Origin of the sequence: Pseudomonas sp. Yb2C2 (assembly GCF_052112325.1) — a bacterium.
Lineage (GTDB): Bacteria > Pseudomonadota > Gammaproteobacteria > Pseudomonadales > Pseudomonadaceae > Aquipseudomonas > Aquipseudomonas marginalis.
The window spans coordinates 24,388-37,840 of record NZ_JAVAJK010000028.1; the positions used below are offsets into that span (position 1 = coordinate 24,388).

A 13,453-nucleotide genomic window follows, 5' to 3' on the forward strand; every position below is an offset into this window, starting at 1 on the left:
CCTCAGATGTGAAAAAACTGTTACCGCGGATATTTCGCGTAACAAAAGCCGGGGCTTACGGTAACGAAGCCCCGGCTTTTTTTTGCCCCTCAAAAACCAAAAAACACCTCAACCCCCCGGTTTTGCTGGGCGTCGCAAAAGTTGGCACGCACCCTGCTATATGCTTAGTACAAAAACAATAACAAGCTTTGTACAAGACAATAAAAATAAGACGAATCGACTCACGCATAACAAAAACAACACGGCGGAGGCGCAGCTAACTGATTCTTTTGGAGAGGCGTTGCATTTGGGGCTTGCCCCGCAACCAGGCCGAGAACAACAAAAACTGCCCTAAGGCAGAGCCTGAACTGGTTGGATCGTAGATCAGCAACACAGCGACCAAAGCAATCCGTTTGCTCTTGACTCCCGATTGGGAGGGTCATGAAGGTGAAGCTTCATGGCGAGGGCGATCAACAAAAACAAGAAGCCCGAAATCAATAATAAAAATAGAGCACGCAACTACTTCTGGGGGAGCTTCGGCTCCCCTTGTAGTTTCCGGGATTTGACGATTTAAGGCTTATGGCGCAACGCCGAAGCTTGTTCCTACACCATCCCCTGACTAAATGCTAGAATCCCCGCCCATCATGCGGTCATTCTTCGTTATGGCCGAACATTCCTTCAAACAGTGCATCCCATGCTGAAGAAGTTGTTCCAGTCATTCCGTTCTCCCTTGCGTCGTACGCAACACAAACGCAGCACGCCTGAAGTGCTCAACAGCAGCCAGCATTCGTTGCAGCGCGCTCAATTCAGCCGTTATGCGGTGAATATCGTCGAACGGTTGCAGAACGCCGGTTACCAGGCCTACCTGGTGGGCGGTTGCGTACGCGACATGCTGCTCAATATCACGCCTAAGGATTTCGACGTCGCCACCAGTGCCACGCCTGAGCAAGTGCGTGCCGAGTTTCGCAATGCGCGAATCATCGGTCGCCGCTTCAAGCTGGTGCACATCCACTTTGGTCGCGAAATCATCGAGGTCGCGACCTTCCGTGCCGGCCACCCGCAAAACGATGAAGAGGAAGACACCAATCAGTCCTCCCGCAACGAGAGCGGGCGCATCCTGCGCGACAACGTCTATGGCACCCTGGAAGAAGACGCACAGCGCCGCGACTTCACCATCAATGCCCTCTATTACGACCCGGTCAGCGAACGCATCCTCGATTACGCCAATGGCGTACACGACATCCGCAATAACCTGATCCGCCTGATCGGCGACCCGACGCAGCGCTATCAGGAAGACCCGGTGCGCATGCTGCGGGCCGTGCGCTTCGCCGCCAAGCTCAACTTCGGTATCGAGAAACACACCGCCGCACCGATACGCGAGCTGGCACCGATGCTGCGGGAAATCCCGTCCGCGCGTCTGTTCGAAGAAGTGCTCAAGCTGTTCCTCTCCGGCTACGCCGCCGACACCTTCGAAATGCTGGTCGACTTGCAGTTGTTCGACCCACTGTTCCCGGCCAGCGCCGAAGCACTGGAGTACAACCCGACTTATACCCACACGCTGATCAGCGAAGCCTTGATCAATACCGACCTGCGCATCAAGCAGAACAAACCGGTCACGCCGGCGTTCCTGTTTGCCGCCCTGTTGTGGCCGGCCCTGCCCAAGCGCGTACTGCGTCTGCAGGAACGTGGCATGCCGCCGATCCCGGCCATGCAGGAAGCCGCTCACGAGCTGATCGCCGAACAGTGCCAGCGCATTGCTATCCCGAAACGTTTCACGATGCCGATCCGCGAGATCTGGGACATGCAGGAACGCCTGCCCCGCCGCAGCGGCAAGCGTGCCGACCTGCTGCTGGACAACCCGCGCTTCCGTGCCGGCTACGACTTCCTGCTGCTGCGTGAAAGCGCCGGCGAGCAGACCGACGGCCTGGGCGAATGGTGGACCGACTATCAGGATGCCAATGACAGCCAACGCCGCGACATGATTCGCGACCTCGGCAGCAAGGGTGATGGCGAAGGCGCAGGGCCGAAGAAGCGTCGTCGCAGCGGCACCAAGCGCAAACGCAGTGCTGCCGATGCCTCGGGCGCTGCGGGCGAATAAACGTGGAACGCATCTACATCGGCATGGGCAGCAACCTGGCAGCCCCGGACCAGCAATTGCGCAGCGCTATCCAAGCGCTGGCGCAATTGCCAGACACTTGCGTCGCGGGTGTGTCCGCCTTTTACCAAAGTGACTCCCTGCTCCCGGGCCAGCCGCGCTACACCAACGCGGTCGCTGCCCTGGACAGCCGTCTTGCGCCACTTGACCTGCTGGACGCGCTGCAAGCCATCGAAAACGACCACGGCCGCGAGCGCCTGGAGCGTTGGGGCCCTCGCACCCTTGACCTGGACATTCTGCTGTTTGGCGATCGCCTGATCGACGAACCGCGCCTGAAGGTGCCCCACTATCAGATGCACCTGCGTGCATTTGTGTTGTATCCGCTGGCCGAACTGGCACCTGCCGCATTGCAATTGCCGGATGGCAAACGCCTCAGTGCCCTGCTTGACGCCTGCCCGTTTGTCGGCCTGGAACGGCTCCCGGTTGCTGAATCGCGTCAGTAACAGCGGTAACACCGCCATCGTAACAATGCGGTAACACATCCAATTGACTTCCCGTGTCCTCCTCACGACTATAGGCGTCCCGCTGCCGCCAACCCGGCAATGAAGGGCGCAATCCAGGCCTTATAAGCACTGCTCTCAAGACAGTGCGCCTGTATAAACGAAGACTCACGCGCGTTACTCGCTGTTTCCAAGCGCCTGAACGAGGACCCTTTTCATGCCAGACATTACCCTGACCACCTTGCAGAGCCTCAAGCTCAAAGGTGAAAAAATCACCATGCTCACCTGCTATGACGCCACCTTCGCCCACGCCAGTTGCCAGGCCGGGGTTGAAGTGTTGTTGGTAGGCGACTCCCTGGGCATGGTCCTTCAAGGGAATGACAGCACCCTGCCCGTCACCACCGATGAACTGGCCTACCACACCGCCAGCGTCAAGCGCGGGAACGACGGCGCATTCATCATCGCCGACCTGCCGTTCATGGATTACGCCACCGTCGAGCAGACCTTCCTGAACGCCGGCAAACTGATGCGTGCCGGTGCACACATGATCAAGGTAGAGGGCGCCGTATGGCTCGCCGAGTCGATTCGCCTGCTGGCTGAACGCGGCGTGCCGGTCTGTGCACATATGGGCCTGACACCACAGTCCGTGAACATCCTCGGCGGCTACAAGGTGCAAGGCCGCAACGAAGCCCAGGCGCGCCAGATGCGCGCCGATGCCATCGCCCTGGAGCAGGCGGGCGTCGCGATGATCCTGCTCGAATGCGTGCCCAGCGAACTCGCGGCAGAAATCACCCAGGCCGTTAAGGTGCCGGTGATCGGTATTGGCGCGGGCTCGGCCACCGACGGCCAGGTGCTGGTGCTGCACGACATGCTCGGCCTGTCGATTACCGGCCGCGTGCCAAAGTTCGTGAAGAACTTCATGACTGGCCAGGACAGCATCCACGCGGCATTGAGTGCCTACGTCGCCGAAGTCAAAGGCGTGACCTTCCCAGGCGCCGAACACGGATTCTCTGCATGAACACCGTAAAAACCGTACGCGAACTCAGAGCCGCCGTCGCCCACGCCCGCAAGGCCGGCAAACGCATCGGCTTCGTGCCCACCATGGGTAACCTGCACAGCGGACATGCCAGCCTGGTCAGCAAGGCTGTGCAGCAGGCGGACTTTGTCGTGGCGAGTATTTTCGTCAACCCACTGCAATTTGGCGCCGGCGAAGACCTGGACAAGTACCCTCGCACCCTGGCCGCCGATCAGGAAAAGCTCCTGCAGGCCGGCTGCAACCTGCTGTTCGCGCCAACCGTCGAGGAGATGTACCCCGGCGGCATGACCGGCCAGACCCGCGTCAGCGTCCCGCAATTGTCCGAAGGCTTGTGCGGCGCCAGCCGTCCCGGGCATTTCGAAGGCGTGGCGACCGTGGTCAGCAAATTGTTCAACATGGTCCAGCCGGACATGGCTGTATTTGGCCAGAAGGACTACCAGCAACTGGCCGTGATTCGTGCCATGGTCCATGACCTGAACATGCCGATCCAGATTATCGGCGAGCCCACCGTACGCGCCGATGATGGCCTGGCGCTGTCCTCGCGCAACGGTTTTCTCAGCGAAGAACAACGTGCGATCGCGCCGGTGCTGTACCGCAGCCTCAGCCAGATTGCCGCAGCCATCAAAAGCGGTGATCACGACTTCGCCAGGCTGCGTGCCGAACAGGTGCAGCAGATCGAGGCTGCCGGGTTGCGCCTGGATTACCTCGAAGTGCGCCAGGGCCTGCACCTGCGGGCCGCTACGGCGGAGGATCGGGATATTGTGATTCTGGTGGCGGCCTTCCTAGGCACGACCCGCCTTATCGACAACCTGCATCTGACCCTCGACTGACCCCTCTGAACACCCCGCCGATTGCCCTGATCGCTGTGCCGGTATAAAAAAGTACCGGCCACAGCGCAGACAAAGCCAAGACATATCGACACGCTAGGTTTAATGTAATCGCCCTGCGCTATGGTTAGCGCTGTCTGGAACCCAATCCTTGAGATAGGACTGGATGTTCCGGGCTTTGAAGTGTCCTAAAGGCAGTCCCCGTAATAAAAGGAAACCCGCAGCGATGGCGTACTACCGCACCCCTCATGACGTTACCGCTCTGCCCGCCTGGCAAGCGCTCAACCAACATCGCCAAGCCATGCAGGATTTCAGCATGCGCGAAGCGTTCAATGCCGATCCCCAGCGCTTTTCCCAGTTCACCTTGAGCAGCTGCGGACTTTTCCTCGATTACTCGAAAAACCTGATCACCGGCGAGACCCGCGACCTGCTGGTGGGCCTTGCCAACGAAGTGGGTCTTAAAGACGCAATCAACTCGCTGTATGCGGGCGAGCCGGTCAACTCCTCCGAAGGCCGCCCTGCCCTGCACACCGCCCTGCGTCGCCCGGTGGGCGACAAGCTGTCGGTCAATGGCGTGAACATCATGCCGGACGTGCACAAGGTGCTGAACCAGATCACCGACCTGGTCGGCCGCATCCACGACGGCCTGTGGCGTGGCTACACCGAGAAGCCGATCACCGATGTGGTGAATATCGGCATCGGCGGCTCGTTCCTCGGCCCGGAGCTGGTCTCTGAAGCGCTGTTGTCCTACGCCCACAAAGGCGTGCGCTGCCACTACCTGGCGAACATCGATGGCAGCGAATTCCATGAGCTGACCATGAAGCTGCGCGCCGAGACCACGCTGTTTATCGTCTCGTCGAAATCCTTCAACACCCTGGAAACCCTGAAAAACGCCCAGGCCGCCCGCGCCTGGTACCTGGCCCAGGGTGGCTCGGAAGCCGAGCTGTATCGCCACTTTATCGCCGTGTCGAGCAACAACGCGGCCGCCGTGGCCTTCGGTATCCGCGAAGAAAACATCTTCCCGATGTGGGACTGGGTGGGCGGCCGTTATTCGTTGTGGTCGGCCATCGGCCTGCCAATCGCCCTGGCCATCGGCATGTCCAACTTCAAGGAACTGCTGTCCGGTGCCTACACCATGGACCAGCATTTCCAGAACGCGCCGTTCGAACAGAACATGCCGGTGCTGCTGGGCCTGCTGGGCGTGTGGTACGGCAACTTCTGGGGCGCACAAAGCCATGCGATCCTGCCGTACGACCACTACCTGCGTAACATCACCAAGCACTTGCAACAGCTGGACATGGAATCCAACGGCAAGAGCGTGCGCCAGGACGGCAAACCGGTGTCCACCGACACCGGCCCAGTGATCTGGGGCGGCGTCGGCTGCAACGGCCAACATGCTTATCACCAGTTGCTGCACCAGGGCACCCAACTGATCCCGGCCGACTTCATCGTGCCGATCGTCAGCTTCAACCCGGTGTCCGACCACCATCAATGGCTGTACGCCAACTGCCTGTCCCAAAGCCAGGCACTGATGCTCGGCAAGACCCGCAGCGAAGCCGAAGCCGAGCTGCGCGACAAGGGCATCCCGGAAGACGACGTGCAGAAGCTGGCACCGCACAAGGTGATCCCGGGCAACCGTCCGAGCAACACCCTGGTGGTTGAACGCATCAGCCCGCGTCGCCTGGGCGCCCTGGTTGCGATGTATGAACATAAAGTGTTCGTGCAAAGCGTGATCTGGGGCATCAACGCCTTCGACCAATGGGGCGTGGAGCTGGGCAAGGAGCTGGGCAAGGGCGTATACAATCGCCTCACCGGCGCCGAAGAAACCTTGGCCGAAGACGCTTCGACCCAGGGGCTGATCAACTACTTCCGCGGCCGTCACCGCGGCTGATGCAGGCACCGAAAGGCCAACGTCCGTTTGGACGTTGGCCTTGAACCCTCTCCATACAGGGTGCATCTTTATGACTTGTCGCAAAAACAAGAATAAGGATCGCTCATGTTCGATATCAGCACGTTTCCCACCGCCGATGCCGTCCGCCGGGCTGCGCAACTCAGTCAAGAGGACTACCAGCGCCTCTATCGCCAATCCATCGAACAGCCGGACACGTTCTGGGCCGAGCAGGCCAAGGGCTTTCTCGACTGGATAACACCGTGGCACACCGTCCAGCAGTCAGACATCCAGACCGGTGCCGCCCAATGGTTTGCCGGTGGCCAGTTGAACGTCAGCTACAACTGCATCGACCGTCACCTGGCGCAACGCGCCGATCAGCCGGCCTTCATCTGGGAAGGTGACGATCCTGCAAAATCTTCCAAAATCACCTACCGCCAACTGCACCAAAACGTCTGTCGCCTGGCCAATGTGCTGAAAAGCCGTGGCGTGAAAAAAGGCGACCGGGTGTGTATCTACATGCCGATGATCCCGGAAGCGGCCTACGCCATGCTGGCCTGCACGCGGATTGGCGCGGTGCACTCGGTGGTATTTGGCGGGTTCTCACCGGACGCCCTGCGCGACCGCATTCTGGACGCCGACTGCCGCACCGTGATCACAGCCGATGAAGGCGTGCGCGGTGGTAAGCCGGTGGCGTTGAAACAGAACGTCGACAAGGCCCTGGCCAGTTGCCCCGACGTCAGCACGGTGCTGGTGGTACAGCGCACCGGCGCCCCAGTGAATTGGAGCGAAGGCCGCGACCTCAAGTATCAACAGGCCCTGGATGCAGCGAGCGACGATTGCCCTCCCGAACCGATGGACGCCGAAGCCCCGCTGTTTGTCCTCTACACCTCCGGCAGCACCGGCAAGCCCAAGGGTGTGCTGCACACCACGGGCGGCTACCTGCTCCAGGCGGCAATGACCTTCAAGTACGTACTCGATTACCGCGACGGTGAGGTGTTCTGGTGCACCGCCGACGTGGGTTGGGTCACCGGCCATAGTTACATCGTGTACGGGCCGCTGGCCAATGGCGCGACCTCGCTGATGTTCGAAGGTGTGCCGAGCTACCCGGACAGTTCGCGCTTCTGGCAGGTCATCGATAAACACCAGGTGAATATCTTCTACACCGCTCCCACCGCCTTGCGCGCGTTGATGCGCGAGGGTCACGCCCCGCTGGAGACGACCTCCCGCGCCAGCCTGCGTCTGCTGGGCAGCGTGGGCGAACCGATCAACCCGGAAGCCTGGGACTGGTACTTCAACGCGGTGGGCGAACAGCGTTGCCCTATTGTCGATACCTGGTGGCAGACCGAGACCGGCGGCATCATGCTCAGCCCGCTGGTCAGCGCCCAGCGCATCAAACCAGGTTGCGCCACCCAGCCGATGTTTGGCGTGCAGCCCGTGCTGCTGGATGAACAAGGCAAGGTCATCAGCGGTGCCGGCAGCGGCGTACTGGCGATCAAGGCCAGTTGGCCGGGGCAGATTCGCAGCGTCTACGGCGACCCGCAGCGCATGGTCGACACCTATTTCAAACCCTACCCCGGTTACTATTTCACCGGTGACGGCGCGCGCCGCGATGAGGACGGCGACTACTGGATCACCGGGCGTATCGACGATGTGATCAACGTGTCCGGCCACCGTATCGGCACCGCCGAGGTAGAAAGTGCGCTGGTGCTGCATGACCAGGTGGCCGAGGCCGCCGTGGTGGGCTACCCCCACGACGTCAAGGGCCAGGGCATCTACGCCTTCGTCACCCCCATGAATGGCGTCGAACCCAGCGAGGCGCTGAAAAAACACCTGCTGGAACTGGTCAGCAAGGAAATCGGCAGCTTTGCCAAGCCGGAACTGATCCAATGGGCATCGGCCTTGCCGAAAACCCGATCCGGCAAGATCATGCGCCGGATTTTGCGCAAGATCGCCTGCAACGAACTGGACAGCCTGGGTGATACCTCGACCCTGGCCGACCCCAGCGTCGTCGACGGCCTGATCGACAAACGCCTGAACCGCTAGGAAACCCGAGTCACCATGGAATTTATCCGCAGCCGTATCGAAACCCAGTTGATGAGCCTCACTGGCTTGTCACTGGGCCAACTGGACCTGGAAAACCCCAAGGGCGATCCGGGCCTGTTCGGGCCGGACTCGGTCAGTTGGCAAGTCCATGGTGACTTCAGCAGCATGCTCATCGGCGGCATCAGCGCCTTGATGCTGCAAGCCTTGCACCCATTGGCCCTGGCCGGCGTGTGGGACCATTCGAATTTTCGCCAGGACATGCTTGGGCGCCTGCGCCGTACCTCGCAGTTTATTTCCGGTACCACATTCGGCGCGCGCAAAGACGCCGACTGGCTGATCGAAAAAGTGCGCACCATTCACCTGCAGGTGGTGGGCCATGCCCCGGACGGGAGGCCTTACGCGGCCAGCGATCCAGCGCTGCTGACCTGGGTGCATGTGGCGGAGGTGAGCAACTTTCTTGCTGCCCACTTGCGCTATCGCAACCCGCACCTCTGCGGCCGTGATCAGGACCGTTACTACAGCGAGATCGCCGTCGTCGCAGAACGGCTCGGCGCGCAGGATGTGCCGCATTCACGCCAGGAAATTTCCGATTACCTTGAGAATATCCGCCCGCAATTGCTGTGCGACGAGCGCAGCCGCGAAGTGCTGCGCCTGTTGCTGAACGCGCCCTCCCCCAGCCTGTTGGCCAAGCCTTTTGGTGCCTTGATGATGCAAGCCGGGATCGACCTGCTGCCGGACTGGGCCAGCACCCTGCTCGATCAGCACCAGGGCCCGCTGCAACGCCGGATGATCCGCGCCGGGGTCAAGCGCAGCGCGCCGTTGTTGCGCTGGGCGATGCGCAATGGTTCGGTGCAGCGTGCACACCGGCGGATGGGGTTGATGTAGGCAACGCGCCATAGCTGCTAAACTCCGCGCCCTCATTACCCCCATTTACCTAAGCAAGGCGCGCTCCATGTCTCCCTTGAATCAGGCGCTGCGCGCCGCCCTCGATCATCGCCAGGATCTGATCAGCGAACTGCACGCCCAGGGCACCGATTGCTATCGGCTGTTCCATGGCAGCCAGGAAGGCGCCGGCGGCCTGACCATCGACCGCTACGGCCCGCAGTTACTGGTGCAAAGCTTCCATCAGTCGCTGGAAACCGCCGACCTGCTGGAGCTGCACCAACTGGTCAACCAGCACATGGGCCTGGAGTTGCTGCTGGTCTACAACGACCGCTCCCGCGGCAACTCGCGGGTCGATCGCGAAGATTCGGTATACCGCGCCGAACCTGCCGCGCTGGAAGACCTGGTCGGCCGCGAATGGGGCCTCAATTACCGTGTCCGTGGGCGCCACGCCGGCCAGGACCCACTGCTGTTCCTCGACCTGCGCAATACCCGCGGCTGGGTCAAGGGCCACAGCGCCGGCAAAAGCGTACTGAACCTGTTTGCCTACACCTGTGGGGTGGGCCTGAGCGCCGCTGCCGGGGGTGCGCGCGAGGTATGCAACCTGGACTTCGCCGAGGGCAACCTGGCGGTGGGGCGTGAAAACGGCCAGCTCAATCCACAGCTTCCTACCATGGAGTTCGTGCAATCGGACTACTTCCCGGCGATTCGCCAACTGGCCGGGCTGCCGATCACCCAGCGTCGCGGGCAAAAACTGCCGAGCTATCCGCGCCTGGAGCAGCGTCAATATGACCTGGTGTTGCTCGACCCGCCGGCCTGGGCCAAGAGTGCCTTCGGTACCGTTGACCTGTTGCGTGACTACCAGAGCCTGCTCAAGCCGGCACTGCTCGCTACAGCCGACAATGGCGTGCTGATCTGCTGTAACAACCTGGCAAAAGTCAGCATGGAGGATTGGCGTGAACAGGTGCTGCGTTGTGCGCAAAAGGCTGGGCGTCCGGTGCGGGACTGGAAAATCATGACGCCCGGCGCGGACTTTCCCTCACAAGATCAACAGCCACCGCTGAAGACTCTGATACTTCAACTGTAAGCAGCATCCTAAAGGCCCGGTTCTTCGGAACCGAAAACCCGTGCCATACTCCAAGGCACTCCTGTTTGACATAGATGGCGCCGCCCCATGCCCAAAGGATTGATTCGCGCCGCTGGCGCCTTGTTGACTGCCCTCGCGTTGTACAGCTTGCTGGGCTTTCTGATTTTGCCTGGCATCGCCCTTCGCATTGCCAACCAACAGTTGGCCAATTACGCCACAGTGCCGGCACACATCGAACGGATCGAACTTAACCCGTTCAGCCTGGAAGTAACGGTATGGGGCTTGAAGATCGGCGAGCCCGGTAAGGAACAGGTAGGTTTCGAACGGCTTTACGCCAATCTGCAGGCCGATAGCCTGTGGACCCGCGCCCTGCACCTGGCGGATGTGCAACTGGACAAGCCCAGGACCGAGTTGTTGTTCGACAAGTCAGGCCAGCTGAATCTGGCGCAGTTGTTCAAGCTGCCACCGAGCGAGCCGACCCCGGCAGACCCTGACGCCAAGCCGTTCCCGCTGCGTGTCGACAGCATCAAGCTGGCTGGCGGTTATTTGCATTTCCAAGACCTGCGTCCCAGCGAACCCATCGAATTCCTCTACGACACCCTCGACTTCGAACTGAAGAATCTCAGCACCCTGCCGGAAGACAATGCGGACATGACCTTGGTCGCCGCCGGCCCTGAAGGCGGGCAGATCGACTGGAAAGGCAACTTCAGCCTGGTGCCGATCACGTCCGAAGGTACGCTCAAAGTCACCGGCGGCAAGATGAAAGCCTGGTGGCCTTATGTGCGTGACGCCTTACCCCTGGTACTTGAAGACGGCGTGCTCAACTTCAGTACCGAATACAGGTTCAGTCTGGCCAAAGAGACCGAGCTGAACCTGACCAACACCGCCGCCAGCATCGCACCGTTCGCGATCAAGGCTCCGGATGGCCGGCCGTTGGTGCGCCTGGAGCGTTTGGACGTCAGCGAGACCACGGTGGACCTGGCCAAACAGCAGGTGGTGGTGGGCAAGATCCGCAGCAATAAACTCGAGACCTGGGCGGCTCGTGAAGCGGATGGGCAACTGGACTGGCAAAAACTGTTCGCCGGCCAGCCGAACAAACCGGCCAAGGCGCCGGAGCCTGCGACTGCACCCGCCACGGCCGACTCGCCAAAGCCTGCGCCCGTCGCCCCAAGCAAGCCCTGGCAAGTGCTGCTCAAGGATGTACAGCTGCGCAACTACCAAGTGCACTTGGCCGACCGTCAGGCCAAACCTGCGGTGGCGCTGGAGCTCGGCCCGTTGAACGTCGACGTGCAGAACTTCGACAGCCTCAACCAGAGCCCCTTTACCCTGAAGGTCGACACCGGCCTGGGCAAGCAGGGCAAGATCCAGGCAACCGGCACGGTCAACCTCAACCCGGTCAGCGCCAAGTTGAAGGTCAATACCAAGGACATCGACCTGCGAGTCGCCCAGTCCTATATCAGCCCGTTTATCCGCCTGGAACTGCGCAGTGGCATGCTTGGCAGCGACCTCGACGTGAACCTGAAAAGCACCGATCCCCTGGCGCTGCAGATCACCGGCCGAGCGCAGGTTGACCAGTTGCATACCCTCGACACCCTCAAGACCCGCGACTTCCTCAAGTGGCAGCGCCTGGTGCTCGAAGGCGTGAACTACCAACACGGCGACAGCCTGTCGATCGACAAGGTCAACCTGCTACAGCCCTATGCGCGGTTCATGATCAACGATGACCGCACCACCAACGTCGACGACTTGCTGATCCCGCAGCCGGCCGACAGTGGCGCCAAATCGTCAGCCAAACCTGCCGCGAGCAAAGACAAGCCGCTGGGTATCCATATCGGGCAGATTGCGATCAACGACGGTTCGGCCAACTTCGCCGACTTCAGCCTCACCCCCAACTTCGCCACTGCGATCCAACAGCTCAATGGGCAGATCGGCACCATCGACAGTCGCCAGGCCAAGCCGGCGAGCGTTGACATCAAGGGCAAGGTCGACCGTTATGCACCGGTGACCATCAAAGGCAGCGTGAACCCGTTTGACCCGATGGCGGCGCTGGACATCGCCACCAGCTTCAAACGTGTCGAGCTGACCACCCTGACGCCTTACTCGGGCAAGTTCGCCGGTTTCCGCATCCGCAAGGGCCGCCTCAACCTTGACCTGCATTACGTGATCACCAAGGGCCAGTTGAAGGCTGAGAACAAAGTGGTGGTCGAGCAATTGCAGCTGGGCGAAAAAGTCGACAGCGCCGATGCCGTGGACTTGCCGATTCGTCTGGCAATCGCCTTGCTCAAGGACAGCGACGGCAAGATCTCCATCGAACTGCCCGTATCCGGTGACCTGAATAACCCGCAATTCAGCGTGATGCCCATTGTGTGGCAAACCCTGCGCAATCTGGTGGTGCGAGCGGCCACTGCGCCGTTCAAGTTTATTGGCGGATTGGTCACCGGAGGCGGAGCGGAGGACTTGGGTAGCGTGTCGTTCGCGGCAGGCTCCAGCGAGTTGAACAAAGACGCCGAAGGCGCTCTCAACACCTTGGCCAAAGCCTTGAAAGAACGCCCTGCCCTACGCCTGGAAATCGAAGGCACGGCCGCAGCCAGCAGCGACGGCCCATTCCTGGCGGCCCAGCGGCTGGAGCGGGAATACCAATACAACTACTACAAAATGCTGCAGCGCCGTGGCGAGAAAGTCCCGGCCCAGGCGTCCTTGCTGGAAGTCCCTGAGAGCGAAAAAGCCCCCTTGCTCGAAGGTATTTACCGCACCCGCTTGAAACAGCAGCCTCCGGCAGAATGGAAGGACCTGAGCAGCAGTGACCGCACCGCCAAGTTGAAAGAGGGCGTGATCAAGTTCTGGAGTGGCAGTGACGTGCTGCTGCGCCAGTTGGGCCAGGACCGTGCGAGCACGATCAAGGACTACCTGGTGGATAAAGCCCAGCTGGAGGACGACCGGGTCTACTTCATTGACGCGCAACTGGGCCAGGCAGAGAAAGACGGTCGAGTGATAACGCCGATGCACTTGGACGCCGAGTAGGCGCCGCTGGCGCATTACTTTCCCGCCCCAATAGAACAGGCCCCGACACAGAAGTGCCGGGGCCTGTAATGACCACATCCGTGTGGTCGGTC

General features: G+C 60.8%; 9 protein-coding genes. All 9 read left to right on the forward strand.

What is annotated here, in order from left to right:
• Nucleotides 1–673 precede the first annotated feature (673 nt).
• The 9 genes from Q8X51_RS28445 (at nucleotide 674) to Q8X51_RS28485 (ending at nucleotide 13,361) form a co-directional block, all read left to right on the forward strand.
• The gene (locus Q8X51_RS28445; RefSeq protein WP_027605381.1) at nucleotides 674–2,077 is read left to right on the forward strand and encodes a polynucleotide adenylyltransferase PcnB; all 1,404 of its coding nucleotides are present in this window, start codon (nucleotides 674–676) and stop codon (nucleotides 2,075–2,077) included.
• Nucleotides 2,078–2,079: 2 nt separating this feature from the next.
• Nucleotides 2,080–2,577, forward strand: coding sequence for a 2-amino-4-hydroxy-6-hydroxymethyldihydropteridine diphosphokinase (gene folK, locus Q8X51_RS28450; protein WP_323145710.1), 498 nt, complete (start codon nucleotides 2,080–2,082; stop codon nucleotides 2,575–2,577).
• Between the two features lie 214 nt (nucleotides 2,578–2,791).
• Nucleotides 2,792–3,592: a 3-methyl-2-oxobutanoate hydroxymethyltransferase gene (gene panB, locus Q8X51_RS28455; protein WP_065925304.1), complete on the forward strand. Its 801-nt coding sequence runs from the start codon at nucleotides 2,792–2,794 to the stop codon at nucleotides 3,590–3,592.
• Nucleotides 3,589–4,440 (forward strand): pantoate--beta-alanine ligase, encoded by an 852-nt coding sequence (gene panC, locus Q8X51_RS28460; protein WP_074847624.1) that lies wholly within the window; start codon nucleotides 3,589–3,591, stop codon nucleotides 4,438–4,440. Before panB ends, panC begins: the two co-directional genes overlap by 4 nt.
• 223 nt (nucleotides 4,441–4,663) lie before the next feature.
• Nucleotides 4,664–6,328, forward strand: a complete 1,665-nt coding sequence (gene pgi / locus Q8X51_RS28465; RefSeq protein ID WP_027605377.1) for a glucose-6-phosphate isomerase — start codon at nucleotides 4,664–4,666, stop codon at nucleotides 6,326–6,328.
• Nucleotides 6,329–6,433: 105 nt separating this feature from the next.
• On the forward strand, nucleotides 6,434–8,371 hold the full coding sequence (gene acs, locus Q8X51_RS28470) for an acetate--CoA ligase (protein ID WP_407693796.1): 1,938 nt from the start codon (nucleotides 6,434–6,436) through the stop codon (nucleotides 8,369–8,371).
• Nucleotides 8,372–8,386: 15 nt separating this feature from the next.
• Entirely contained in the window at nucleotides 8,387–9,256 is an 870-nt protein-coding gene (locus tag Q8X51_RS28475) for an oxygenase MpaB family protein (RefSeq protein ID WP_065925307.1), read from the forward strand.
• 67 nt (nucleotides 9,257–9,323) lie between these two features.
• Nucleotides 9,324–10,340 (forward strand): class I SAM-dependent rRNA methyltransferase, encoded by a 1,017-nt coding sequence (locus Q8X51_RS28480; protein WP_407693797.1) that lies wholly within the window; start codon nucleotides 9,324–9,326, stop codon nucleotides 10,338–10,340.
• 87 nt (nucleotides 10,341–10,427) lie between these two features.
• Entirely contained in the window at nucleotides 10,428–13,361 is a 2,934-nt protein-coding gene (locus tag Q8X51_RS28485) for a DUF748 domain-containing protein (RefSeq protein ID WP_407693798.1), read from the forward strand.
• Nucleotides 13,362–13,453: the final 92 nt, after the last annotated feature.